This window comes from Ruegeria hyattellae, from assembly GCF_041537925.1.
Classification (GTDB): Bacteria; Pseudomonadota; Alphaproteobacteria; order Rhodobacterales; family Rhodobacteraceae; genus Ruegeria_C.
On record NZ_JBGOSH010000002.1, the window covers coordinates 676,893 to 702,771 of the forward strand.

At 57.0% G+C, this 25,879-nt stretch carries 23 protein-coding genes and 3 pseudogenes; 16 read left to right on the forward strand and 10 right to left on the reverse strand.

What is annotated here, in order from left to right; genetic code table 11:
• Nucleotides 1-43: 43 nt before the first annotated feature.
• Both AB1E33_RS07020 and AB1E33_RS07025 read left to right on the forward strand, forming a co-directional pair.
• A pseudogene (locus AB1E33_RS07020) lies at nt 44-223 on the forward strand (electron transfer flavoprotein subunit alpha/FixB family protein); the annotation flags it as partial.
• Between the two features lie 295 nt (nt 224-518).
• A pseudogene (locus AB1E33_RS07025) lies at nt 519-1,606 on the forward strand (IS3 family transposase); the annotation flags it as partial.
• Between the two features lie 199 nt (nt 1,607-1,805).
• On the opposite strand, the gene AB1E33_RS07030 reads toward AB1E33_RS07025, so the two are convergent.
• From AB1E33_RS07030 to AB1E33_RS07065, 8 genes are all read right to left on the reverse strand, one after another.
• Entirely contained in the window at nt 1,806-2,036 is a 231-nt protein-coding gene (locus tag AB1E33_RS07030; protein WP_372576539.1) for a cupin domain-containing protein, read from the reverse strand.
• Between the two features lie 110 nt (nt 2,037-2,146).
• Nucleotides 2,147-3,346, reverse strand: a complete 1,200-nt coding sequence (argE, locus tag AB1E33_RS07035; protein ID WP_372576540.1) for an acetylornithine deacetylase — start codon at nt 3,344-3,346, stop codon at nt 2,147-2,149.
• The gene (locus AB1E33_RS07040) at nt 3,300-5,369 is read right to left on the reverse strand and encodes an oxidoreductase (RefSeq protein ID WP_372576541.1); all 2,070 of its coding nucleotides are present in this window, start codon (nt 5,367-5,369) and stop codon (nt 3,300-3,302) included. Before AB1E33_RS07040 ends, argE begins: the two co-directional genes overlap by 47 nt.
• A 108-nt stretch (nt 5,370-5,477) precedes the next feature.
• Nucleotides 5,478-6,413 carry a LysR substrate-binding domain-containing protein gene (locus tag AB1E33_RS07045; RefSeq protein WP_372576542.1) on the reverse strand — a complete coding sequence of 312 codons (936 nt, stop codon included), beginning with the start codon at nt 6,411-6,413 and terminating at the stop codon, nt 5,478-5,480.
• A 26-nt stretch (nt 6,414-6,439) separates the two neighbouring features.
• The gene (locus AB1E33_RS07050; RefSeq protein WP_372576543.1) at nt 6,440-7,936 is read right to left on the reverse strand and encodes an aldehyde dehydrogenase; all 1,497 of its coding nucleotides are present in this window, start codon (nt 7,934-7,936) and stop codon (nt 6,440-6,442) included.
• Between the two features lie 17 nt (nt 7,937-7,953).
• The gene (locus AB1E33_RS07055) at nt 7,954-8,628 is read right to left on the reverse strand and encodes a DUF1028 domain-containing protein (protein WP_372576544.1); all 675 of its coding nucleotides are present in this window, start codon (nt 8,626-8,628) and stop codon (nt 7,954-7,956) included.
• A gap of 84 nt (nt 8,629-8,712) precedes the next feature.
• Complete coding sequence (locus AB1E33_RS07060; RefSeq protein WP_372576545.1) at nt 8,713-9,129, reverse strand: RidA family protein; 417 nt, start codon at nt 9,127-9,129, stop codon at nt 8,713-8,715.
• 23 nt (nt 9,130-9,152) lie between these two features.
• Nucleotides 9,153-10,430 (reverse strand): flavin-containing monooxygenase, encoded by a 1,278-nt coding sequence (locus tag AB1E33_RS07065; protein WP_372576546.1) that lies wholly within the window; start codon nt 10,428-10,430, stop codon nt 9,153-9,155.
• 265 nt (nt 10,431-10,695) lie between these two features.
• On the opposite strand from AB1E33_RS07065, the pseudogene AB1E33_RS07070 reads away from it, so the two are divergent.
• Nucleotides 10,696-11,768 (forward strand): annotated as a pseudogene (locus AB1E33_RS07070) (IS110 family RNA-guided transposase).
• A gap of 41 nt (nt 11,769-11,809) precedes the next feature.
• Here AB1E33_RS07070 and AB1E33_RS07075 read toward each other — a convergent pair.
• Nucleotides 11,810-12,847 carry a LacI family DNA-binding transcriptional regulator gene (locus tag AB1E33_RS07075; RefSeq protein WP_372576547.1) on the reverse strand — a complete coding sequence of 346 codons (1,038 nt, stop codon included), beginning with the start codon at nt 12,845-12,847 and terminating at the stop codon, nt 11,810-11,812.
• Nucleotides 12,848-13,170: 323 nt separating this feature from the next.
• Between AB1E33_RS07075 and AB1E33_RS07080 the strand changes: the two genes are divergently transcribed.
• The 9 genes from AB1E33_RS07080 to AB1E33_RS07120 all read left to right on the forward strand — a co-directional run bounded on the left by AB1E33_RS07080 (nt 13,171) and on the right by AB1E33_RS07120 (nt 20,703).
• The gene (locus AB1E33_RS07080; protein ID WP_372576548.1) at nt 13,171-14,307 is read left to right on the forward strand and encodes a fatty acid desaturase family protein; all 1,137 of its coding nucleotides are present in this window, start codon (nt 13,171-13,173) and stop codon (nt 14,305-14,307) included.
• 40 nt (nt 14,308-14,347) lie between these two features.
• Complete coding sequence (locus AB1E33_RS07085) at nt 14,348-14,659, forward strand: MocE family 2Fe-2S type ferredoxin (RefSeq protein WP_372576549.1); 312 nt, start codon at nt 14,348-14,350, stop codon at nt 14,657-14,659.
• Nucleotides 14,656-15,474 (forward strand): 3-methyl-2-oxobutanoate hydroxymethyltransferase, encoded by an 819-nt coding sequence (locus AB1E33_RS07090; RefSeq protein WP_372576550.1) that lies wholly within the window; start codon nt 14,656-14,658, stop codon nt 15,472-15,474. The genes AB1E33_RS07085 and AB1E33_RS07090 overlap by 4 nt, the downstream gene beginning before the upstream one ends.
• 84 nt (nt 15,475-15,558) lie before the next feature.
• A complete protein-coding gene (locus tag AB1E33_RS07095; protein ID WP_372576551.1) occupies nt 15,559-16,494 on the forward strand; it encodes a substrate-binding domain-containing protein in 936 nt (311 codons plus the stop codon).
• Between the two features lie 66 nt (nt 16,495-16,560).
• On the forward strand, nt 16,561-17,586 hold the full coding sequence (locus AB1E33_RS07100) for an ABC transporter permease (protein ID WP_372576552.1): 1,026 nt from the start codon (nt 16,561-16,563) through the stop codon (nt 17,584-17,586).
• A gap of 1 nt (nt 17,587) precedes the next feature.
• Entirely contained in the window at nt 17,588-18,352 is a 765-nt protein-coding gene (locus AB1E33_RS07105; protein WP_372576553.1) for an ATP-binding cassette domain-containing protein, read from the forward strand.
• Nucleotides 18,352-19,410 (forward strand): hypothetical protein, encoded by a 1,059-nt coding sequence (locus AB1E33_RS07110; protein ID WP_372576554.1) that lies wholly within the window; start codon nt 18,352-18,354, stop codon nt 19,408-19,410. The genes AB1E33_RS07105 and AB1E33_RS07110 overlap by 1 nt, the downstream gene beginning before the upstream one ends.
• A 260-nt stretch (nt 19,411-19,670) precedes the next feature.
• The gene (locus tag AB1E33_RS07115; protein WP_372576634.1) at nt 19,671-20,438 is read left to right on the forward strand and encodes an NAD(P)-dependent oxidoreductase; all 768 of its coding nucleotides are present in this window, start codon (nt 19,671-19,673) and stop codon (nt 20,436-20,438) included.
• 55 nt (nt 20,439-20,493) lie between these two features.
• Complete coding sequence (locus AB1E33_RS07120) at nt 20,494-20,703, forward strand: SDR family oxidoreductase (protein WP_372576555.1); 210 nt, start codon at nt 20,494-20,496, stop codon at nt 20,701-20,703.
• Here AB1E33_RS07120 and AB1E33_RS07125 read toward each other — a convergent pair.
• Nucleotides 20,700-21,725, reverse strand: coding sequence for a LacI family DNA-binding transcriptional regulator (locus tag AB1E33_RS07125; protein ID WP_372576556.1), 1,026 nt, complete (start codon nt 21,723-21,725; stop codon nt 20,700-20,702). The two genes, AB1E33_RS07120 and AB1E33_RS07125, sit on opposite strands and share 4 nt — an antisense overlap.
• Before the next feature lie 185 nt (nt 21,726-21,910).
• Here AB1E33_RS07125 and AB1E33_RS07130 point away from each other — a divergent pair, with 185 nt between their 5' ends.
• The 4 genes from AB1E33_RS07130 to AB1E33_RS07145 are packed head-to-tail and all read left to right on the forward strand — an operon-like array spanning nt 21,911 to nt 25,815.
• Entirely contained in the window at nt 21,911-22,639 is a 729-nt protein-coding gene (locus AB1E33_RS07130) for an SDR family NAD(P)-dependent oxidoreductase (protein WP_372576557.1), read from the forward strand.
• Between the two features lie 12 nt (nt 22,640-22,651).
• Nucleotides 22,652-23,815, forward strand: a complete 1,164-nt coding sequence (locus AB1E33_RS07135) for a Gfo/Idh/MocA family protein (protein ID WP_372576558.1) — start codon at nt 22,652-22,654, stop codon at nt 23,813-23,815.
• Entirely contained in the window at nt 23,812-24,726 is a 915-nt protein-coding gene (locus tag AB1E33_RS07140) for a sugar phosphate isomerase/epimerase family protein (RefSeq protein WP_372576559.1), read from the forward strand. The genes AB1E33_RS07135 and AB1E33_RS07140 overlap by 4 nt, the downstream gene beginning before the upstream one ends.
• Nucleotides 24,727-24,777: 51 nt before the next feature.
• Complete coding sequence (locus AB1E33_RS07145) at nt 24,778-25,815, forward strand: ABC transporter substrate-binding protein (protein ID WP_372576560.1); 1,038 nt, start codon at nt 24,778-24,780, stop codon at nt 25,813-25,815.
• Nucleotides 25,816-25,879: the final 64 nt, after the last annotated feature.

Consider the following 25,879-nt stretch of genomic DNA (forward strand, 5'->3'; position numbering starts at 1 on the left):
CTAGCGCGGGCTCTACGGCTGCCGCTGTATGTCTAGTCCACGCGATCTGTATGTCGCCGTCGGCATCTCGGGCGCGATCCAGCATCTGGCCGGCATGAAGGACAGCAAAATCATCGTCGCGATCAACAAGGACGAAGAGGCGCCGATCTTCCAGGTGGCGGACTTCGGACTGGTTGCCGACCTGTTCCAGGCCGTGCCCGAGCTGACCGAAAAACTGGGTTAAGCAGGCGACGGCGCAAGACCCCTTCCGGCGCAGAACACACCAAGGCCCGCCAATCTGGCGGGCCTTTTTCAGTTCAAGTCCCGAACAAGCCCGAAAAGGGCTTCCGCAATAGATCTGCGCGCCGCAAGGCCAATCAAAAAGCTCCGCCAGCGGTTGTTGAAGTGTCCCGAACAACATGTCTTCAAACTTTTCAGACTGCCCGGAAACATGACCCGAAACTTCAACGCAATCAGCGCCCTGAGCGTCCCGATTTGAACGGATCCACCGTTATGTTTAGGAAACGGAGGACCAGAGGATAGCAAACAAGCGACCGAAGCCGGAGGAGATTGTCTCGAAGTTACGGCAGGTTGAAGTTCTGATGGGGCAAGGTCTGCCGCGTTGGATGCGATCAGACAGATTGGCGTTGTTGAACAAACGTATTACCGCTGGCGCAAGCAATACGTTGGGATGGGCGTAGATCGATTGAAAGAGCTGAACCGGCTACAAACAGAAAATGAGCGGCTGAGGCGTACGTTTTCAGACCTGACGCTCGACAAACTTATCCTGACGGAAGCATCGAGGGGAAACTTCTGAGCCCCGCTCGTCGCCGTGCCCGTATCGATCATGTTCGTAGCCGGTTCAAAGTCTCAGAGCGCCGAGTTTGCCGAGTTTTGGGACAGCACCGATCCACGCAAAGACGTGTTCCGCGGGGCTGACCAGATGAAGAACAACTGGTGGCCGACATGATCGAGTTGGCCAGGCAATATGGCAGATACGGCCATCGCCAGGTCGCGGTATTGTTGAGAGAGGCCGGATGGTCGGTCAGGGATGGTCGTATCGAACGGTCATGGAAGCGAGAGGGGCTGAAGGCTCCGCATAAGCAACCGAAGAAAGGACGGCTCTGGCTGAACGACGGCTCCTGTGTTCGACTGCGACCAGAGCATCGCAACCCCCTGTGGTCTTATGACTTCGTTCATTGCCGCACTTATGACGGAAGGGCCTCTCGCACACTGAACATCCCTGACGCGTTCAGCCGTGAATGCCTGGCGATCAGGGTGAAGAGAAAACCGAACTCCACCGACGTCATCGACGCTCTGACGGATCCGTTCATCCTGCGTGGAGCCCCTCGCGTCTGACGATCAGACACCGGTCCTGAGTTCGTTGCTCTGGTGGTTCGGAACTGGATTGCAGCAGTCGGCGCCAGAACCGCAGATATCGAACCAGGCTCGCCTTGGGAAAAAAGGATGCTGCGAGGCCTTCAACAGCCGCATGAGGGATGAGCTGTTAAACGAGGAAGTCTTCTACGCGCTAAGAAAAGCCCAAATCATCATCGAAGGATGTAGGAAACGCTACAATACCAAGAGGCCACACAGTGCATTGGGCTACCGTCCGCCAGCCCCGCAAAACCACTATCCCAATGGGAACAGGGCCGACACTGCACGAATAATCAAATTGGACCCGCCGGATAGCACTACTCAGTTTAATGCCGTCACAAAGTCCAAGTGGCCATTCGTCGGTGCCATCGGCAGCAAAAACACCATCTTTGATTTTACGGGCGTCGACAATTCATCGGCGCGCGGCCTAAGATGCATGGCTAGCGGCTTCAGATTTCCTTCGTGACAGCAATGTAGGACTTGCGTGCCTCATCCGACCGGATGTCCCGCAGAACAGCAGTTCCTTTGGCAATGATCCTGCTGTCGCCGAGACCATTCACCACCGTTTCGCCGGTGGCCTCATTCGTGAGGACAACTTCAACACCCTGCAATGTGGCGTGTTCGTGAAATCCATAAGTAACCCGATACTTTCCACGGGTGACGCTGTACTGGCAGCGCATTTGATATCGCCTTCGACGGTTTCCGAACCGATGGTTTCGGGGCTGCCGCACAGGTCCAGCGCGTCTCGTTTCATGTTCTGAAGATAGGGGGTCATAGACACATTTTTTTGTCATTGTGCTTTTAGGTCGTCCAGAATGCGGTCCATCATCGCATCGCAATCGCCCAATTGCTGAAGCGACAGGTATTCGTCAGGTTTATGTCCTTGCCCTTCCATTGAACCCGGGCCACATACGATCGTCGGAATACCCAGCCCGTCAAAGAACCCCGCCTCAGTCCCAAAGGGCACTTTGGTAGTGTCATTGCGTTGCGCCAGCCTTTTGGCATACGCGATAATGGGGTTACCGTCTTGAACGTCGAGTCCAGGATAAGCGTTATACTGTTCAACATCGATCCGAGCCCCGCGCCAGGCAGTTTGATAGGGTCTGGCAGCACGGTCTGCCGCCTTTTGAAGGCGCGGCAGGATATCCTCGGCCCGGTCGACAGCCAGGTGACGGTATTCAAAGATTATCTCTGCCTGATCAGGCACGATGTTTAAGGCCATGCCGCCGGCCAGTTTGCCGACATGAACCGTCGTGTATGGCACCGCGTAGGCCATGTCCCGCGAACCATTATAGGCAAAATCATCCTGAATTGCGCGCAGACCGGTGATGAAATCCGCTGCAAGATGCAGGGCATTGACAAATTGAGGGGCCATCGCGGAATGGCCGTTTTGCCCATGGCAAGTGGCGCGCAATGCAGCCTTGCCTTTATGGCCGACAGCCACCTGCATCCCAGTTGGCTCGCCCACGAAACACGCACGTGGTTTTCCAATCATCGGGGCAAGTCGGTCAAGCATCTGCTGAATTCCGAGGCAGCCTATCTCTTCGTCATAAGACAGCGTAATCTTCAGTGGTTCGCGCAAGTCTGCTTGTGCGGCGCGATCTGCAAGCGACAGTATCGACGCGACATAGCCTTTCATGTCGGTGGTGCCACGCCCGTAAACCTTGTCGCCCTCACGGGTCAGACGGAACGGGTCGCGGGTCCATGGCTGCCCCTCGACCGGAACAACATCGGTATGGGCCGACAACAAGACACCGGGGCCGTCGGGGCCGGTCTCGGCGTAAATACCCGCTTTGGCACCGGAAGGGTCTGTGATGCGGCGCACGGAATATCCGCGCGCCGCAAGGTAGTCCGTGACATAGTCGATCAGCTCAAGGTTCGATTTGGCGCTGACCGTGTCAAAACCAATAAGTCGATCAAGTATGTCCAGCGTTTGCGTCATATCAGTCGACAGCCAGTTCCGTGATTTCGCGGCGGAATGGCAGGTCATCGCCGATATCCGGCGTGTCCAACTCGCGGGCATAGCGGTGACCGGCATAGGTGGCCCAGGCAATCGGTCCCGGCGCGTTGGAGTCGCCGATCAGCTTGACGGTCTTGATCCCGGCATCGGCCCAGTCGCTTTCGCGTACCATCAGATCCTCGAAGATCCGATCATTGCCAACGCGCGAGGCAACCATGACGACGGCATCAGCCTCGATTTTCCATGTGCGGTCGGTATAAGTGCAGTTGGACACGACGTGATCAGGATGAATTTCCGTTACCCCTTGGTTCAGGACGATCTCAACACCGGCCTCGACCAGACGCGGATGTATCGCGATCTGTTCCAAGGTGTTGTTGGTCCAGTCGCTGACATAAGCCGACGGTGTAACCAGCGTGACCTGAGCCCCATTCTTAGCCAGCAACTCGGCCAGAACACCACCCATGTAATAGTGATCGTCATCGTAAACCACAACGCGACCTTCGGGGATCGTCCCATCCATCAGATCGTCAGGGGTATAGATCTTGGCCCCCTCCGCGATTGGCATAGGAACAATGTGTTGGCGTGAGACACCGTCACGACGCCAAGTGGACCCGGTGGCCAGGCAGATATTTTCGAAGCCGAATTCCAGAATGCTCTCGGCATCCAGTTCGCTTTCGAAATATGTCTCAACATTCGGTTTCTGGCTGATCTGGTATTCGCGATATTCCAGAACCCGGCCCCAGGCGCTCAGACCCGGCAGCTTACGTTCCTTGGCAACACGACCACCCAGCGTGGTTGTGGCTTCGGCAATCGCGACGTCATAGCCGCGCTCGGCCAGGGCCCGCGCGGCTTCGAGACCGGCCGGGCCAGACCCGACAACCAACACGTTTTCGCTATCGCCTTTTTCGTTCATCCGCTCAGGGTGCCAGCCTTTGCGCCACTCTTCCATGAAGGTGGGGTTTTGCGTACAACGGCTAATCGACATGGTCATGTCGCCGGTGATACAGATGTTACAGCCGATACATTCGCGAATGTCGTCGATCCGACCTTCTTCGATCTTTTTTGGCAGGAACGGGTCGGCAATAGACGGGCGGGCACAACCGATCATGTTCAGAACGCCCGATCTGATCTGCTTGACCATCGTGTCGGCCGAAGTAAAGCGGCCCACGCCCACGATCGGCTTATCGGTCAGTTCCTGAATGCCCCGCACCAAGTTCTCCTGCGCTGATTCATCCTTGAACCGCGACGGGCCCGAGCAATCTTCCCATGTGCCCTGCGCCAGATCCCAAAGATCGGGCAGATCCCTGTTCATCTCAATGTAATCACGAACTTCAGCATTGGAAAAGCCAAGCTCGCCGATGGCCTCATCCAGGCTGACGCGCAGCGCGATCCCCATCGTGTCGCCAACGGCATCCTTGATGTCAGCAATAACTTCCTGACTGAATCGGGCGCGGTTCTCCAAGCTGCCTCCATACTCATCTGAGCGCTGATTGGTGGCGCGGCTCAGGAAGTGCTGGAAGATGCCGAACCCATGGGCGCCATAGAGGTTGATGAGGTCAAAGCCTGCCTCCTTTGAGCGTTTTGCAGCATTCACGAACCAGCGACGCAAATCACGAATGTCCGATTTCGACAGCGCACGTGCCTGAACCGGATCGTTCGTGAATGTCCGGATCGGCAGCGCCGACGGCGCCAGCGGCACCTCTTTGGAATAGAGGTTCGGGCCGTTGATACCGGAGTAAGCCAGTTGGATGCCCGCAAGCGCGCCATGGGTTTTCATTTTTTCCGACATCTTTCGCAGTTGCGGGATGTCTTTATCTTCCCACAGGCGCAGCTCGATGAATGGCGTGATTTCCGAGGTGTGGTGCATTTCGCACTGTTCGGTAAAAATCACTCCCCAGCCGCCTTCGGCCTTGATGCCGCGCATTTCCGCAGCGGCGGACGGGTCGCGGTAACCACCGCCGTTGCAGTGCGGAACCTGATAAAAGCGGTTCTTGGCCGTGAGTGGTCCAATTTTTACCGGTTCGAATAAGATATCGTAACGTGGGTCGCGCAATTCCGCCTCCTTCGCTCCAAATTTACCGAATAGGATACAGCAAATTGCGTGGCCCTAAAGTTGGGCTTGCGAAACCAACGATTAGGTTTCCGCTAATGGAGGGCGCAATTATTTGCTTTTGATTTCAATCCCCGGCAAGGCGTTTTCCTTCACCAATTCAACGCAATAGTCGATGAACGACTTGACTGAAATCGTGTTGTCCGCATCCGTTGCCATAAGTAAACCAAGGCGCATAGGGCGCTCGTCGCCAAGCAACGGGATCGTTCGGAGCGGTTTTCCATCCGGCGACAGATTGTTCAGGGGCTTAATGTTAGCAAGTCCAAATCCGTATCCGTTTGCGACAAGGCTTCGCATGACGGCCATGTCTTTCGTTTTTTCGGCGATATATGGCTTTTTTCCTATCTTCTGAAAAAAAGACAAAAAGTACTCCGAACTGAAGGGGAGATCGAGCAAAACCATTGGGTGATCAGCTAACATATCAACCGAAACAAAAGGCAGTTTGGCCAATCGATGGTCCTCGCAAACCAGTGCATAGGGTGGCAATTCGGCCAATGAGACAAATCGGAGATCGGCAGGTATATCCAGGTTATAGGTCAGCGCTATATCAATTTCGGCCCTACGAATCTTGCTGAAGATGTCCGCTTGGTTCAGCTCAAACTGACGAACACGAACTTCGGGAAATGAGTCTTCAAACTTGCGCCGGATGCTTGGCAATATCATCTGGGCGAATGTCGACAAGCAACCGACATTCAACGGTCCCCGTGCCACGCCTACAATATTGCCTGCCAGATCCATCAAGCCCTCGGCCTCGCGTAACACAACATGAGCCTGTTCCAACATGGCTCGTCCGGCCTGGGTGAGAGAAAGCCCCTGTGCATGCTGGCGCACAAATAGTGGCAAACCAAATTCTTTTTCCAATTGCGAAATCGCCGCCGAAATTGATGGCGACGACACGTTTACCTTTTCCGAAGCGACCGCGATGGAACCCGCCTCGCCCACCGCTACGAAATACTCCAATTGGCGCAGCGTGTATCTGATTGGCAAAGGCGAGTTCTCCCTTCAAAGAAGGATCAAACCTTGTACTTGATCCAAGTTGTTTTCAGGGCAGTATATTTTTCAAGCGAGTGCAAGGACAAGTCTCGGCCAAATCCCGATTGTTTCATCCCGCCGAAGGGAGTTTGCGCCGACAACGCATCAACCGTGTTCACGGAAACCGTTCCCACCATCAGCTTATCCGAAACGCGGCAAGCCCGGCTTAAATTGTCCGTCCAAACCGACGCCGCCAGCCCGTAGATCGAGTCATTGGCCATGGCCACCGCATCGTCCTCGGTGTCAAACGGGATGACCGAAAGAACAGGTCCGAAAATTTCGTCCCGTGCCAACGGGTCGTCATGCGAGACATCGTCAAAGATTGTCGGCTGCACGAAGCACCCTTTGCCATCGATTGTAACCCGCTCGCCACCGGCAACCAGATTGGCGGACTTCTTGCCTTCATCCAAAAAACGCATGATGCCCTGGGTTTGCTTTTCGTCGACGATCGCCCCCATCTTCGAGGCCGGGTCCAGCGGATCGCCTGGTTGCATTTTGTTGGCACGCGCTATCAGCTTATCGACAAATGCGTCCTTGATCGAGCGTTCGACATATAGGCGCGAATTGGCGGAACAGACCTCGCCCTGGTTGAAGAAGATACCGAAGGCCGCCATGTCCGCTGCCGCCTCAAGATCTTCACAGTCGGCAAAAACAAGGTTCGGGCTTTTACCCCCAGTTTCCGGCCAAACCTGTTTCAGGTTCGATTGACCGGAATACTGCATGAACATCTTGCCTATCCCGGTCGAGCCGGTGAAGGCCAGGCAATCAACATCAAAATGCAGACCCAATGCCTTGCCCGCCGTGACACCAAAGCCCGGCACTACGTTGAACACCCCATCGGGCACACCAGCCTCGGCGGCCAGTTCGGCCAGACGCAGCGCTGACAGAGGCGATTGCTCAGCCGGTTTCAGAACGACTGAATTGCCCGCAGCCAAAGCGGCAGCCCCTTTCCATGTCGCCATATCCAGCGGGAAATTCCACGGTGTTACCGCGCCAACAACCCCCAGAGGCACGCGGGACACCAGCGCCAGATCACCGGGACCGGTCGGCGCAACCTCGTCATAAATCTTGTCGATCGCTTCTGCGTACCATTGGAAGAAATGCGCCGAACCCGGCGCATCAACAGTTGCTGCATCCTTGACCAGTTTACCCATGTCCAGGCTGTCCAACAGCGCCATTTCTTCCAGATTGGCACGGATCAGGTCAGCCAGTTTCAGCATTACTGCCTTGCGGGCGCCGGGTGCCATGCGCGACCAACGGCCATCTTCGAACGCGGCGCGGCCAGCCTTGACCGCGCGGTCAATATCGGCCGCGTCCCCTTCTGCCACATGTGCCAGAACCGCGCTGGTGGCGGGGTTAATGCACTCGAACGTTTTTTCAGAAACCGCATCTACGAACTTGCCGTCGATGAATGCCTGACCTTGTATTTTCAGGTTCTCAGCACGCGTTTTCCAGTCGGCGTGTGTGTAGTCCAGCATATCAGAGTTTCCCTGTCTTAATCGTCGCCCGGAACGCCGTAGGACGGTGCTTCGCGTGGATCCAGCGCGCGCTGGACATAGGCGTCAAGTTGCGGTTTGTAGATGTCCCAAGCCGTCGCGATATTCTCGATCGGGCAATCCTCGGTCCAGTCGCAGCGCAGATCGGCCACGGGCCAGCTGACCTTGTCGACGATCTTCATCCCGGCAGAGTGAATTGGCCCGGCCTCGCCGCCTGCGGCAAGGCCCGCGCGCATTGCTGCAATCAACCGATCACCAATATGCCCGGAAGACGACCGGAACTCATCGACGATGGCCTGTGGCACTCGATCGTTGGCTAATAGGTTACCGCCCGAAGCGACATTTTCGCCCTGCGCCTGGGTCCATATGCCCAGCGATTTCGGGCCCGAATGGATCGCCGTCGACCCATTTACGTCGACCGCAAGAACCTGCCTGTATTCAATGAAACTCCCACGCTTCGTGACCTCGGCCACGGCACTTGCGGCAGACAGGCCCTGCTGCAGAAAATCCAGGGTGAGTGGGCCAAGGCTGGGATCAGTCACGTTCTGCGAGGCCACCGCCCCGACACCGGCCCGGGCGAACGAACAACGGGCCGCAACCGCGGGCGAGGAAGACGATATGGCCAGCCCAAACATTCCTGTGTCCGGGCAGCGCGCAACCAGCGAAAAAGTCATTGTGGCCTCCTGTGTAAACAAAAATTTGACCGGACCGCATTTGGCGAAGGGAGAAAGGCGCCTGCGAAGTCCGGTCGTCCCGAATTAGTCTGGTATTACTGCGGTTCCGTCGATTTCGACCAGCCAGTCAGGGCGCGCAAGCGCCTGCACGACAAGCCCGGTCGAGCAGGGATACACACCTTTGATGTATTCACCCATGGTGCGATAGACCGCCTCGCGGTGACGCACATCAGTGATATAGACCACCACTTTGACCAGATGCTCCATCGAACCGCCGGCTTCTTCGATCAATTGCTTAATGTTCTGCATAACCTTGTGGGTCTGTTCGACCGGATCATGGCTTTCGATATTGACGGCATCGTCCAGGTTCTGCGGGCACTGGCCGCGCAGATAGACGGTTTTGCCTCCCTGAGTGACAACAGCCTGACACAGGTCGTTGTCCAGATTTTGCTCGGGGTAAGTGTCCGAGGTGTTAAATTTTCGAATACGGGTATGCGCCATTTTGATATCCTGCTTTGTTCGTTTTATTCTGCTGCGGATTTTATGATGGCTGCTTCGCCGTTATATTCCGCGTAAGCACGCTGGATTGCGATCTGGTCGGCGATGTATTTCGCGTCGTGCCAGACACCCCACAGAAAGGTTGACCCACGGCGCGACTGCCAGGGCAGACCCAGAAAGTAGACATCCGGTTCGACTGAAACACCTCGTTGATGGATCGGCGCGCCCTTGTCGTCAAATGCGTCCGCCTTGATCCAGCTGAAGTCCTGACGGAACCCCGTGGCCCAGATGATCGTGTTGATGCCTTCTGCGGCAAGATCGACCGAGCCGAGCGGGTTTGCCAGGCTGTCGGGATCGGCATAGGCCTCGCGCGCTTCCGGCTCTTCTGGCAGGTCAAGACCTGTGCGTTCTACATAGGCATCCGCCAGATCCAGCATTTCCAGATAGTTGGCGTCGCCCGCGGCCACGTTGCGCTGCAGGTCGTCCGCAAAGTTTAGAACCCCTTTGTCAAAGCTCCGGGTCAGGCCAACCAGGGTAACACCTTCATTGCCCAGACGGCGGAAATCCATCGTGTGCCCGCCATAAGCGCCGCTGACCGAGATGGTCACATGTTCGGTGCCCGGCTTCATAGCGGCCATATCCCACAAGCCAAGAACGCCCAACCACCAGACAAAATCACGGCCACGATACCGGCGCGGTGGGCGGTCATGCGGACCAACCGACAGGAACACCTTGCGACCCGCGCGGTTCAGCTCATCCGCGATCTGCGCGCCTGAAGACCCCGCGCCCACAACCATTACTGCGCCTTCGGCCAGCTGATCGGGGTTCTTGTAGTAGAACGAGTGGATCTGATCCACACCCGCAGTCTCGGGCACAATCGGCGGAATGACCGGATGCTGGAACGCGCCGGTGGCCGCAACAATGCGCTTAGCGTGAACCTCACCCGCCGAAGTTTCCACCTTGAAGCCGCCTTCGCCCGGCAGACGCTCAGCCTTCAGCGCTTCCACGCCTTCGCGGATCGGCGCCCTAACCGTCCTGGCATACTCAACCAGATATTCGGCAACACGTTTCTTCGACACAAACGCATCCGGATCATCGCCCTTGAACAGCAGGCTGGGGAAACGATCGTGCCACGCCGGGCCGTTGGCAACCAGTGCGTCCCAGCGGCCAGTCCGCCATGCCTCGGCTGTCCGGCTCTTTTCCAAAATAATATGCGGGACGTTGTTGTTTCCCAGATGCTCACTCAGCGCGATGCCAGCCTGACCTCCGCCAACGACCAATGTGTCGATTTGTTCAATTGCCATGTTGAGATCCTTTTTTGAGCACTTCGAGGGTCGCCACCCAAGATTAGGGGGCCTTGCCGCAATCTTAGAAATCAGAATAGGTGTTGAGAAATATGATCTCATTAAGCATTGCTTGGGCTTTGGCTAAGGTCCGCAACTGCTGGGGCGTCGACGCACTAATTCTCAGAATGCCGAACCTTGGACGCACGGGCTCTGAAGGTGTGGACGCCTCCGCCGGGCTCGGTGTGCCATGTTGGGATTGCAAACAACCTGGATGGAGGCGTCTGTGGGAGAGATTAGCATTAGGGGCCTGGATTTGGCGAAGAGCGTTTTCCGGCTGCACTGAGCAGGTCAATCAGGTCACGCTGTCTTACGGAAGAAACTACGCAGAGGTCACTCCTTGAGTTTATGCCAGGTTACCGAGGTGCTTGGTGGCGATGGAAGCCGGTGCCAGTGCGCATTATTGGGGGCGCGAGATCGGTGGGTTGGGTCATGATGTCAGGCTGATCCCTCCGCCTACGTGAAACCATTCGCCAAACGTCAAATGAACGATATGGCCGATGCAGAAGCGATCTGTGAAGCTGCAAGCCGACCCAATATGCGTTTTGTTGCGTTAAAAGCGAAGAGACCCGGGCGTCAGCGCTGGTTCTTCGGGCCCGGGAGCTGTTGGTTCGGCTGCGACCGCAATTGATGAATGCCCTGCGAGGTGATCTTGGAGAACTCGGACAGGTGGTCCCTCAAGGAGCCACCAACATTCGCAAGCTGGTTGCATTGGTGGACTCTCGCAATAACGCGATCCCGGATGAGGGGCGAAGATGCCTTGAAAGGCTGATAAGTATGCTGAGCCATCTGAACGGTCAGATCAAAGAGCTGGATGCCGAGATTGCGTGCCGCGCGCGGGCAAACGAAACAGCGCGTCGCTTGATGACCGTGCCTGGGATTGGCCCACTTATAGCAACTGCGCTGGTAGCTCTTGCGCCGCCGCCGAAAACACTCCGTCGTGGCCGGGATTTCGCGGCCTTGCTTGGATTGGTTCCCAGGCAACATTCTACCGGCGGCAAGCAGCGCCTCGAGGCGACGACAAAGATGGGAGAACGTTCGCTCAGGCGGTTGCTGATTATCGGCGCCAACAGCGAGAAGCGCCTGGGCTCTTATGGCAAAAGGAGAAGTCTACCGGGCTCCAGCTGCCCGCGCATAAAGCGTACGCCTGTAGTTCCGCCATCGGACGTCCGCACTGGGTCATGCCGGTCATGTGCTCACTTGGTGTGTGCACCCGAAACACCGAATGCTTTTCACTGTAGAAAGCAACGGAGCGGCCGTGCTTCGCCGGATATCGCCCTAACGCCTCGTAGTAGCTAAAGGGGTTCTGATGGAATGGACATCCCCTGAATAACCCAAATTCAGGACGATGGCAGTCCGCTCGGGATGTTTTCTTTAAGGATGATCCTTGGCTCGATGGCCTTGAACGGAAGAACTTGTGAGCTTGTGGCAATCGAGCCAAGGAGATGAATCACCGCCTGTTCGCCGACAAGCCGTGCATTCTGATCGATGACGACATCAATTAGATCATTGGCTAACCAATGCCGCGAACTATCGGTCAGATCGTGCATGACGATGAACGGGCGGCGACTGCCATCCCTGTCTTGCACCGCCTCAACAATGCCCTTGCGGCCAGCACCGACACAATAGATCCCCACAAGGTCCTCGGTCGCGTTCAAAATTTCAGACGCCAAAGCGCGCGACCGCTTCCGGTTCTCGCCGGTTTCGACGATCGAAAGAACTGTAAGGTGTGGGGCCTGTTCTTCCAATAGTGCCCTGAATCCGTTTTCGCGTTCCTGATGGCCGTCAAAGGCGCGCGAGCCGACAAACAACGCAACCGACCCTCTGGTTGACGCGGTTGTCATGCTCATCAGTTGGGCGGCAGTCCGGCCTGCAATTCGGTTGTCCACACCTACATAGGCCGATCGCGTCGTGGACAGCACATCCGAGGCAATGGTCACGACCCGCACCCCGGACTCGACCACACGTCGTATTGCATGGCGTACTTTGGGGTGGTCGATGGCGATAAGGCCGATGCCTTCGGTGCGCAGCGATACCGCTTCAAGGCCCCGGACAAGATCTTCTTGATCGATCCCGCCAAGTGGGATGATATTGCAGGTCGAAACCAGCGGAGATCGTGCCGCAAATTCCGTGATGCTGTTGGTAACATCGCGCATGAATGCATTCTGTCCAAAGGGAATTAGAAACTCCAGATGAGCCGGGCGTGAGGGCAAAAGAACCGTACCTTCCGATGGCAGGTACCCAAGCTCTTTCGCGGCTTGCAGAACACGTTGCCGGTTGGCAGGGCTGACGCCCGGTCGTCCGTTCAGCGCACGATCAACAGTGGCAGCTGACACACCAGCTTTTCTGCCGATGTCGACGATTGTCGTTTTCCCCATGGCGCCTTCGCCGCCTCCTAGATTCACGCTGGCAAGGCAAACCTTGCCGTGTTCGTTTTGACTGTCTGTTCAAAAAGAACCTCGGATTTCGTCAATCGAATTTCTTTTCGCGCCCTAAATCGTACCCTATTTCAGCATATTAGAGGCACGAAACCTGTATTTTGCGACCATTTGATGATGTGATCTGATGTAATGTTGGCTTGAGCCGTATCTTGCGAATTGAAACTGTTCCAGCAGAACTATCGTTTCTTGAGTGTTTTCGCCAAGTGACGACATGCGGTCTAGGGTTTTTCGGGCCGCCGCACCTAGGAGCACACGCTGATATGGATGCGTTGACTATCGACGGCGAGATGTCGAGAGCCGTGAACAGAAACTACTCACTGACCGGGCCGGAATCGAAACGCGCGGTGGAAGCCGGTCTGGCCGCCGCCAAATGGTATCATTCCGACGTCCCGCGCAAGACGATGAAGCGATTGATGAAGCGCCGTGACGGTCCGGCAGCTCGGGACACGGCCATCTGGGTTGTCCTGCATATACTTTTCGCGGCGGGTGGCATTTATTTCTGGGGATCTTGGCTCGCCGTTCCGTTCTGGCTGGCCTATGGCGTGATCTATGGCTCGGCCTGTGACTCTCGCTGGCACGAGTGCGGGCACGGCACTGCGTTTCGCACGCGCTGGCTAAACGACGTGGTGTATCACATCGCCTCGTTTCAGGTCATGCGGAACCCTGTCAACTGGCGGTGGAGCCACGCGCGCCACCATACCGATACGATTATTGTAGGCCGCGACCCCGAAATTGCCTGGATGCATCCGTTGAAGATGAGTCTGATGTCGCTGAAATATATTGGTATTATGGATGCATGGGAGTCGCTGAAGGTGATCTTCCGGAATGCCCTTGGTCGCCTGTCCTCGGACGAGCTTGACTACATTCCCGAAACCGAAATCCCAGTGGCCGTGTTCTGGGCCAGAGTTCACGTTGCCATATATTTGGCCACGCTGCTGGCCACGATCTGGATGTTGATCGGCGGGTATGGTTGGAAGTCCGCCATACCGATCCTTCTGATCGGCGGGCCACGGATTTATGGCTGCTGGCACATGGTCATGACCGGTTTGTTGCAACATGGGGGTCTGGCCGAAGACGTGATCGATCATCGTCTGAATTCGCGGACATTCTACCTGAACCCGGTCGGGCGCTTCATCTATCTGAACATGAACTATCATATCGAGCACCACATGTTTCCCATGGTGCCCTATTACGCGCTGCCTGAATTGCACGCGATTATCAAAGGTGACCTGCCGCCCGCGAATACCTGCCTATACGATGCCTACCGCGAGATGTTCGCCGCCGTCCTGCGCCAGAAGAACGATCCGAACTATTACGTCAAGAAGGTGCTGCCCGAAACGGCAAAACCCTATCGGGAAAGCCTTCACGACATCGTTCCAGACCGCGTGCTTGCTTGAGGCGGGTGCGCAATCAATCGACAGGAAGGAAAGAATATCAATGCCCTGGATCGACGCCTGTGCGACCGATGATATCGACGAAGAAGACGTGATCCGCTTCGACCACGGCGCGAAAAGCTATGCGATCTATCATGGTGTAGACGGGGAGTTCTATTGCACCGACGGAATCTGCACTCATGAACACGCCCATCTTTCCGAAGGGTTGGTGCTGGATTTTGAAATCGAATGCCCCAAGCACAATGGTCTGTTCGACTATCGCACAGGAAAGGCCAAGCGGGCACCAGTCTGCGTCGATCTAGTAACCTATCCAACAAAGGTTGAAACGGGCCGCGTTCTGGTGGACCTTTCATGAGTGCGCCAGAAGAGCCACGGCGGCGTCTGCCCACGGTCGCCGAATTGCGGGCGCTAAAAGGACAAAAGCAACTGACTATGCTGCGTTACTTTTCGCTGGATGAAGCAGCGGCGGCAGAATCGGCAGGGGTCGACATTGCATCAGTTCCCCCCGATGTCCTATTCGATCCCCGATACCGCGAAGTTGCCCCAAGCATCTTTTCGATGACTGGCCGGACCCACCTGGAGGCCGGCACCAAAGAGGACTACCTGCGTTGGTGTGGCGATGCGGTCGAGCGAGGTGCTGACGCGCTCTATTGCTCCGGCTCGCTTGAAACGGTGGAATTTCTGGCCGCTGAATATATCCCGATCGTCGGCCATGTCGGTCTTGTTCCGGCGCGTGCGACTTGGACCGGTGGATTTCGCGCCGTCGGCAAAACGGCCGACAGCGCCATGCGGCTCTTTAAAGAGGTGAAAGCCTATGAGAGCGTGGGCGCTTTCGCGGTAGAGCTTGAAGTTGTACCAGTCGACGTTGCGACGGAAATCAGCAAACGCGTGAACATTCTGATATGGTCGATGGGCGCAGGTGCGGGATGCGATGCGCAGTATCTCTTTTCCAGTGACATCCTCGGATACGCCGAGGGCCATATCCCGCGCCACTCAAAGATCTACCGCGATTTCCGCGCCGAATATGACCGGCTGCAAACGGAGCGCATTGCAGCATTCCGCGAGTTTGTTGCCGACGTCGAAAGCGGGGTCTTCCCCGAAGATGAACAGCTTGTGCGCATGGATAAAGCAGAACTGGAGGATTTCAAAAGCAGGCTGCCACCAGCCTGAAGCCAGAGAGGGAACAGGAAGAAGACATTACATTGCCCCGCTGACAAGACCAAAACAAGGGGCGTCAATGGAGGAGAACCGACAATGCTGAGAAGAACATTTCTAGGTGTCTTTACGACGCTAGCACTGACTGCGAGCACCAGCTTCGCTCAGGAAGGCCAAACCTTCTATTGGGTCTCGCACGGTGGCCCGGCTGACCCGGTCTGGACTTACTTTTTGCAGGGCGCCGAAGACTGGGCTGAGGACACTGGTCACCGGGTGAACACCTCGTTCCATTCCGGCGACGTTCCAAGCCAGCAGGAAGCGGTACGCGCTGCCATCGCGGCAGGTGCTGATGGCATCTGTTCAACCAGCCCTGACCCGGGATCTATGGTTGACGTTGTGGCCGAAGCCCGTGCGGCGGGCATCCCGGTCGTAAACTTCAACACCCCCGACAGCGCCCCCGACTGGAATGCTTATGTAGGGGGCGACCTGATTTCCGTTGGACGGTCATGGGCGCAATACCTTGTCGACAACGGCCATGTGAAAGAAGGTGACTTCGTTTGGATGCCCGTCGAAGTGCCGGGCGCGTCTTACGGCGTCGAGGAAGAAAAGGGCATTGCGCAAGTGTTCGAACCGCTTGGCATCACCTGGGAAGTCACTGACGCCACGCTTGATCAGGCCGAAGTGATCCAGCGGATGACCGACTATATCACGGCCAATCGGGACCGGATCAGCGCCATGATCGGGCTTGGTGACATGGTGACAGGGTCGGTTGTGAGGGTCTGGAACCAGGCCGGCTTGGCACCGGGGGACATTCCGGTCGTCGGTTGGGGCAACTCGCTTGATACAACACAAGGCGTGATGGATGGCTTTGTATCAGCAGCCATGTGGCAGGACCCGCAGGCGACCTCCTACATGTGCCTGTCGGCGCTGATGATGGAAAAAAGCGGTATTCCGATCGGATTCAACGTTATAACCGGTGCGCTTTACGAGGCAGAGCACGCGCCGCTTTACCATGGCATCATGGGCGGCAACTGATCTGCCCTGATCCCGCCCGTGGCGACCGTGGCCACGGGCACCTTTCCCTTACGCATTGAGACAAACATGGCCGATGAGAACATTACCGCTTCCAAGGCAGAGGCTCCCGAGAGCCCGGGCATGGTGAAGCTGTTGATTGCGATGCCGGAATTTGGCCCTCTGATCCTATTGCTGGTCATGCTGGTGGTTTTCACGTCGATCAACCCGGCCTTCATGTCGCTGACTAATATCTCGAACGCCCTGACCTTCACAGTCGAGCTTGGCTTGATCGCCCTGGCCATGACGCTTCTGATGACAAGTGGCGAGTTCGATCTGTCGGTCGGCTCGGTCTTCGGGTTCACGCCCGTTGTGATGTGGACCCTGTTCAATACCGGGACCATGCCGCTCTTTCCCGCATTCGTTCTGGCGATCTTGGTGGCACTTGGAATTGGCATGTTCAGCGGTATCTTTGTCACCCGGCTGAACATCCCGTCTTTCCTGGTCACCTTGGGCATGCTGCTTGTGGTGCGCGGCAGTGCTTTGTGGCTGACCAGTGGGTTCCCGCAACGGACCTGGAATGCGGGCGAGCAATGGCTGGCCGAACTTTTGGTCGGTGATTTCTATCTCGGAGGTTTGCGCATTTACATGAGCCTGATCTGGTTCATCCTGATTGCCGTGATCTTTCACCTGCTCCTGAACAAATCGCGTTTTGGTAATTGGATACAAGCCACTGGCGGAAACGCCGGTGCGGCACGCAACCGTGGGGTGCCGATCAAACGGGTCAAGTTGATCCTGTTTATGCTCTGCTCGGCGATGGCCGGGCTGGCGGGCGTCATTTCGTCGATCCGGGTGTCGGCGGCAAACCCGAACTCTGGCATGGGCTACGAACTGGAAGTTATTGCCATGGTCGTCATTGGCGGCACGGTTCTGACCGGCGGGCGCGGAACGATCATCGGGACGGTGCTGGGCGTTCTCATTCTCAGGCTGATGCGAAACGGCATCGTTCTGATCGGTGTGCCGGGCCTTGCCTACAACATTTTTATCGGGGCGATCATCCTTGGCATGATGGCATTGCATGCGGCACTAGAACGCCGCCACAACGAGGGGGTGTGACATGGCAAATGCTGAAGCCCCGCTGGTGGAGATGCGGAACATCGAAAAGTTCTATGGCCGGATCCACGCGCTTCGTGGCGTGAACCTGTCGATCAAGAAAGGCGAAATCGTTGGCCTTCTTGGAGACAACGGAGCGGGCAAATCAACCCTTATCAAAGTGTTATCGGGCGCTGTGCCATATACTTCGGGCGAGATTTCGATCAAGGGTCGCCCGGTAAAGCTGAAAACAACGAACGACGCGATCAATGCCGGGATCGAAACTATTTATCAGGACTCGGCGCTGGTGCCGCAGCTTTCGATTGCCCGCAATCTGTTTCTAGGCCGTGAGCTTCGCAAAGGATCGAAGTTTCTCGATTGGATGGACCAGGAAGAGATGAACCGGGTTGCCAGCGAATTGCTATTGCGCGTGGGCATCACCAAGAACATTCCACCCACAACGCCGATCGGATCGCTTTCGGGTGGCGAACGGCAGGCCGTCGCCATCGCCCGCGCGATGTACTTTGACAGCGACATCATCATTTTGGACGAACCCACGAACAATCTTGGCGTGGCCGAAACGCAGGGTGTACTGCAGTTCGTGCGCGACGCGCGAGACAGCGGTCATTCCTGCATATTCATTGCCCACAATATCCACCATGTGTTTCAGGTCGTGGACCGTATGGTCGTGATGCGTAGGGGCGAGATTGTTGCGGACGATCTTAACCCCAAAACCTGCAGCATTCAGGATGTCGAAGACGTCATTACCGGCGAATATGTGGCGGTGTGATGAAGCTTGCCGCCAAAGGTATTCGCGCAGATTTCCGCCCTGATCTCGGTCTGCTTGAAGGGTTTATCGTCACGGACGGAGGAATTGGGATCGCGCCCCTTCATCGCGCGCCCTGGGTCGGATCCGGCGAGGCGATGCCCGCAGATGCGGCCCCCTTCATGGCCAGGCTGGGCGGTGATTTCTTCTGCGCGCCTTTTGCCGAAAGCGAAGGCGACAGCCCGCTTCACGGCTGGCCGCCGAATTCGGCTTGGTCGGTTCTGGACAAAGACAGGCATCGGGTCCGCGCCGAGCTTCGCCAAAGCGTTCATGGCGCCCGGCTGATCAAGGAGTTGACGCTGCGCGACGGGCACCCCTTTGTCTATCAGCGCCATATATTCCATGGCGGCCGAGGATGCGTGACGGTTGCAAACCACGCGAATGTCTCGGTCAAGAATGGCGCATTGATTCGAACCTCGCCCAAGCTGCGATGGGAAACGCCGGTGACGCCACAGGAAAGCGACTCAGAGCGTGGACGTTCCGGGCTCGTGTACCCCGCGCAGGCTGATGATCCGCGCAATTTCCCAGGTGTCGATGGCGCGGTCGATCTGACGGAATACCCATGGAACCCGCGTCACGAAGATTTCGTGGTTGGGATCGAAGCCCAATGCCACGCTCTTGGATGGGTCGCGGTGACGCGCACGGTTGAGTGCGATCTTTACCTGTCGCTCAAAAACCCCATGTCGGTGCCTATGTCGATGTTCTGGCATTCCAATGGCGGGCGTGACTACGCACCGTGGTCGGGGCGTCACGTCGGATGTCTTGGGGTTGAGGAAGGTGCCGCCAAGCACATGCTGGGTCTCTCGGGTGAAGAGTCGCTGACCGGCCCAGGTGCCTTGACGCTTGAACCCGGCGGAATCGCCGAGGTCCGTCATGTTATTGGTGCCATGGCCTGGCCAACGGCTCAGCCGGTCGCCGACATTCAGATCGAAGGCGAAAGCCTGATCGTCAGTGGCGAAGCCGGCGCCAAGCGAACCGTTCCCATTGACCCCGATTTCCTGCAATTGGAGGACGGACAGTAATGCATCCAGATCGCCCGATCATCCTAAGCGTGCCTGCACCCCGAACGCTTAACCTGATATTCTCACCCGACGCCCTGCGCCTGCTAAGATCACGCTACGAGGTTATCGAGACAGACGAAGCCAATCTGCCTGCCTTGTCTGACGATGTCTTGGCAAATGCGCGATATATCATTGGCCAACCCGCCATCGACGTCGCCCTGCTTCACCGCCTGAAATCACTACGTTGTGTGTTCAACGTCGAAGGCAACCTGATAAACAACATGCCGTACTCAAGGGTGTTCGAACGGGGCATCCATGTTGTCACAACGACGGAGGTCTTCGCACAACCTGTTGCTGAGCTGGGCCTTGCGTTGGCCTTGAATCTGCTGCGAGGCATCATCGACGCCGATTTTGATTTCCGTGAAGGTCGCGAGAAATGGGGCGGTGACGGCAATGCCGGCGCGCGGCTTCTTTTCGGGGCAGATGTCGGGATCGTTGGCTACGGCGGGATCGGTCGGGCGCTTCATCACCTGCTGGTTCCATTTCGGCCGCAGTTGCGGATCTTTGATCCCTGGATACCACCCTCGCACATCATAGACGCGGGTGCGGAACCGGCGGACCTGGCAACAGTCATGCAAAACAGCGACGTTGTTTTTGTCTTGGCCGGTGTCACGTCCGAAAACCAGAAGTTCCTCGGAGCCGAAAGCTTCGCATCCATGCGAAAAGGGGCCGCCTTCATTTTGCTTAGTCGCGCAGATGTGGTGGATTTCGACGCGATGGTAGACGCGGTCCACAGCGGCCATATCAGGGCCGCCAGCGACGTTTTTCCCGAAGAACCAATGCCAAGCGATCATCCCGTCCGCCGCCGTCCGGGCTTTATTCGGTCGGCGCACCGCGCGGGTGCGCTGAGATCTGCTTTCCTGAAGATGGGGGATTTCGTTTTGGAAGACCTGAGCCTTCTGGATCAAAACCTCCCACCCTTGAGATGCAAAAGGGCCGAACGCGAGACAGTCGAAAGGCTGCAATCGCGTCCAGTCGAAGTGAATTGAATGTGGTCTAATTGAAGAGACCACGAAAGTAGAGCTTGAAAACCAGGTTCTGGTCGTGACCGGAGCCGAAGATGAACTGGGGGCCAACACTTTGGGCGGAGGATCGGATTGGGTAACGCGTGCGGCGAAGGACCTGCCGCTGGGGCGGCTCATACTGCCCGAAGACGCGGCAAGGTTGGCCGTTTATCTCTTGAGCCCCGCGTCTGCGCCGATGACTGGGGTTTTGCTTGACCTGGAGCAATCTGTAGTTGGCGCCCCCGGTTAGGGCGATGGCGCTTGCGTGCTTGCGCGCACGATAAGATCGACACCTATTTGCGCTGGCTGCACATCCTCGCTGCTGGATTTGGTAAGCTCACCCAGCAAAAGCTCGGCCGCGCGGCGACCAAGTAGCGCGCGATCCTGTCTGATTGTTGTAAGCGCAGGAACATAGAACTGTGACATCTCGATATCGTCGAATCCAACAACCGAAATGTCCTCGGGCACGCGCAGGCCACCCTCAAGCAGGCCAGAAATCAAACCGAAGGCTACCATGTCGGCCGAACAGAAGACGGCGGTTGGTCGGTCGCTCATGTTCAAAATACGCCGCGCAGCATCGCGACCCGATTCCAGTGAAAAATCCCCCCGGATGATCCAGTCGGGACGCGCCGGCAAGCCAAGTCGCGCACGTTCCGCCACCATGCCTTCGCGACGTGCGATTGTCAGAACGTTGCCATCTGGCCCGGTCACATGTGCGATCTTTCGATGTCCTAGCGCGTGCAGATGCCCGATGGCAAGGCGCGCGCCCTCGACGTTGTCGCTGGAAATCACCGGAAACTTCCCGCCTTCAACCCATTCGCAAAGAAAGACGATCCGGTTCGCCACTCCAAGATCCGCGCATTGCCGCAAGGCGTCGGGCGAAAGCCTGCCATCAAGTGCAATGGCGCCATCGATGCGACCATCCAGAAAGTAGCCGGACAAAGCCGAATCCTGTAGCGGTTGCGCCTCGGTGTCGGTGATCAGAATCGCATAGTCCGAACCGGCAAAACCCTCGCTGATGCCGGCCAGAATCCCCGAGTAGAACGGCTTACCTAGATTGGGCACAAGCACCAGCACGGCACCGGCTCGCTTCATCCGAAGGTTCCGGGCGGTCTGATTGACGCGATAACCAGCGGCCCGTATCGCCTCAAGCACCGTGTTGCGGGTCCGCTCGGAAACAAGATCGGGGTTCGAAAGCACGCGGCTGACCGTTGCAGTCGAGACCTGCGCCATTCGCGCGACGTCTTGGATGGTTGCAGTCTTCTGAATCATGGATTTTGCGCGCTTTTCCGGTCTTCCCGACTTGACATGAAACTGGTGTCATTGCGAGTATGTAATCGATTGCACTGGTTGAAAAGCAAAATTGCATGAGCTGGGGCGTCAGTAGGGAAAATTGGAGGGACCAGGGGGATTTCGGTGTCAGTCGACGTTGCATCTTTTGAAGCGCGGTGTTTTTTGTGAGTGCTTCTGTACAGTTTGACTTCGCAGGTGCGTGTGTCGTCGTGATCGGCGCCAGCAAGGCAGGCATCGGTGCCGCAATCGCGCGCGCCTTTCAGGATGCAGGAGCCGAAGTCGTAATCACGGGTGTCGAACCAAGTTGCGCACCCGAAGATGTCGCACGGTTTTCCTATACCCAACTTGATGTCACCGACACGAGCGCCGTGTACGCCTTTGCCCAAGATCGTGCACATGTTGATGTTCTGGTCAATTGTGCAGCAATCACGCAGCGGGGCGAAGAAATGAAACCCGAGTTCTTCTCGCACGTGCTGGATGTGAACCTGACCGGATCACTGCGCTGCGCCGAGGCATTCCATCCGGCGTTGTCCGCAGCAAAGGGCCGGGTCATCAATATCGCATCAATGTATGCACGTTTCGGTTCCCCGAAAAACCCGGCATATGGCGCGTCGAAAGCTGGGGTCGAGCAGTTGACTAAATCGCTCTCCATTGCTTGGGCGTCGGATGGTATCCGCGTTAACGCCATCGCCCCCGGTTTTATTGTAACGGCCCAATCGGAACGGGCGCGCCGGGATGCGGTGTTCACGTCAAACGTAGAAGCCCGTACGCCAATGGCCCGTTGGGGGCAGCCTGACGATATCGCAGGCACGGCGCTGTTTCTGGCCTCGGACGCGGCAAGTTTCGTGACCGGGGCTTGCCTTCCAGTGGATGGAGGATACTCGGTTGTCTGACAGGTGCATACTATGATTGAAATGAACAAAATCGGTGCGGCTGTCATTGGCACGGGTTTCATCGGAACGGTGCATGTTCAGGCGCTGCGCCGCCTTGGGGTGGAGGTCCTTGGTGTCTTGGGATCATCGCCTGAACGCGGCACAGCACGGGCCGCTGAAATGGGTGCCGCCAGGGCCTATGCCTCGCTTGATGAACTTTTGGCAGATGACTGCGTTGACGTAGTCCATGTAACCTCACCCAACCACGCCCATTATCCGCAGGTAAAGGCGATACTTGCCGCCGGAAAGAACGTCATCTGTGAAAAACCGTTGGCGATGACTAGCGCGGAATCAGCTGAGATGGTGGACCTTGCACGCGCGTCGGGCAGGGTCTGTGCGGTGTGCTACAATATCAGGTTCTACCCTCTGAATCAGCAGGCCCATGGGATGGTAAAAGCCGATGATCTCGGCGATATCCGGTTTGTCACCGGGCATTATCATCAGGACTGGCTGGCAAAACCGACAGATTGGAACTGGCGGCTAGAGACCGAGATTGGCGGCGCGCTCCGTTCAGTCGGAGATATCGGCACCCATTGGATCGATCTCACAAGTTTTGTCACGGGGTTGAAAGCCAAAGCAGTGATGGCTGAGCTGACCACCTTTCTACCCAAGCGCCAAAAGCCTTTGGGCCCAGTACAGAGCTTCGCAAGCGGGTCTGGAGCGACCGAGCCCAAAACAATCGAGACTGACGACGCCGCGACGATCATGATCCGCTATGACGGCGGTGCGAGGGGGGTGATGAGTACCTCGCAGATCAACTTTGGCCGGAAGAATTCGCTACAGTGGGATGTCGCCGGATCCAGGGCCAGCGCAGCCTGGTACAGCGAGACTCCGGATCATCTGTTCATTGGCCACCGCGATGCACCAAACCAGACCCTGATGCGTGATTTCACGCTGATGAACGTGGCAGGCACCAGGGCGGCAACACTGCCGCCAGGTCATGTGGAAGGATTTGCCGACAGTTTCTTCAACTTTTTCCGCGCCGTCTATTCGGATGTCGCAGCAGGTGGCCGACAGGCCGATAGCACGTGGGCCACCTTTGATGATGGCCATTACGAAATGTGCTTTTGCGACGCCGTCCTGCAATCGGCGCGCGAAGGACGCTGGGTTGAACTAAGTGAGGTGGAACGCAGATGAAACTGGGACTTTTGACCGCGCCCTTTGAAGCCTCCAACCTGAAGGACGTCGCCGCCTGGGCCGGTGGAAACGGGTTTGCCGCGCTTGAGGTCGCTTGCTGGCCCGCATCCGGTGGGGAAAAGCGCCGATACGCGGGGACCAGCCACATTGATGTGGATGGCCTTACCGCTGACGAAGGGGGCGACATTAAAACCGCCCTGGGCGAACAGGGCATCGAAATCTCGGGCCTTGGCTATTATCCCAATCCGCTGCACGCAGATCGCGACCACCGGGAAGAGGTGATAGGCCACCTGATGAAGGTGATAACCGCAGCCAGCGTTATGGGTATCAAAGTCGTCAACACCTTTGTTGGGGGGGACCGGTCGTTCAGCGTGGACGACAACTGGGCCCGCGCAACCGAGATTTTCGCACCCATCATTAAGCACGCACAGGCTTCAGGCGTTCGGCTGTGTTTTGAAAACTGCCCGATGATCTTCAGCCAAGACGAATGGCCGGGCGGCCACAACATCGCCTATTCGCCAAAGTTATGGCGACGCATTTTTGATGAGTGGGGCGACGCCGTCGGCATGAATTTCGATCCGTCACACCTGATCTGGCAATTCATCGACCAGACGCGGTTCATTAAAGAATTTGGACCGCACATGGCCCATGTCCATGCAAAAGACCTGATGGTCGATCGCGACGGGCTTTACGATAATGGCATCATGTCGGTCGGAATGGGCTGGCAGGTTCCAAGGCTTTGCGGCCTTGGCGATGTGGATTGGTCGAACTTCTTTTCGGGCCTTTATCGCGCGGAGTACGATGGCCCGATCATCATTGAGCACGAAGACAGGCTGTTTGAAGGGACCGACGAAAAGGTCAAGCGGGGCTTCCTGCTGGCCAGAGACGTCCTGCAACCGTTCATCAAATAGAAGGGCACCAAGCCCCGATTTTCGACAACACCAAACCGGGAGGAAACCCAAATGAAGAAATTTATAACCGGCGCAGCCACGCTGGCCATCGCCATCGCTCTGGCCCCCGCCGCATTCGCGGGGGACCACAAGAGCTATACGATCGGCGTGTCGAACACCGTGCAGGGCAATGGCTGGCGCGAACAGATGATCTGCGCCATGCGCGCTCAGGCTCTTGTCGAAGGGGACGTCAAGAATTTGATCGTCGCGCACCGCAACACCGACTCGGCAGGCCAGCTAGAGGATATCAATAACCTGATCGAAGCCGGTGTGGATGCCATTGTTCTTAACCCCTCGAACCCCGATGCTCTGAACTCTGCACTCGATAAGGCGATGGCGCAGGACATCGTCGTAGTGGCCGTTGACGCAGGCGTAACGGCAGAAGGCGCGTATATCCTGTCCAATAACCAGGAAGAATACGCCTACCTCGGTGCCAAATGGCTGTTCGAAAAGATCGGCGGCTCGGGCGATGTGGTCTACATGCGCGGTATCGCGGGTGTTTCGGCCGACACTGACCGGGACAACGGATTCAAACGTGCCCTGGCCGAGTTCCCGGATGTGAAGGTTGCTCACGAGGTCTTCACGGGTTGGCAGCAGGACCAGGGCAAGCAACAGATGTTCGATTTTCTGGCAACGGGCATTCCCTTTGATGGTGTCTGGACAAGCGGTATCGACAACGTGATCGTCGACGCTTTTGTCGAATCCGGTGCGCCGCTCGTGCCGATTGTCGGCGCGGACAACGCGGGTTTTGTTCAGTATCTGAGCGAAGTCGACGGATTGGAAGGGGCTGCCGTAACCAACCCCGGTTCTGTTGGTGGCGCAGGCATCGCGCTAGCGGTTGATATCTTGAATGGCGAAGCGCCGAACAGCAATACTGTGCTGGTCGATCCGGTGCTCTGGGAAAATGCCAGCGAAGACGGACGCGCAACGATTGCAGCCGCGCAGAATCCGAACCTCGATCCGGAATGGCCTGTTTCGGTTACCATCCCGGGTTGGACCGACTATTCGATGGATGAAATCATCGCCTGCGAAGGCCCATCAGAAGGCTGATGGCAATGACATTGGGCCCCGCATCAAATGGCGGGGCCAATTCATTCTCCACAGGACAATCAGT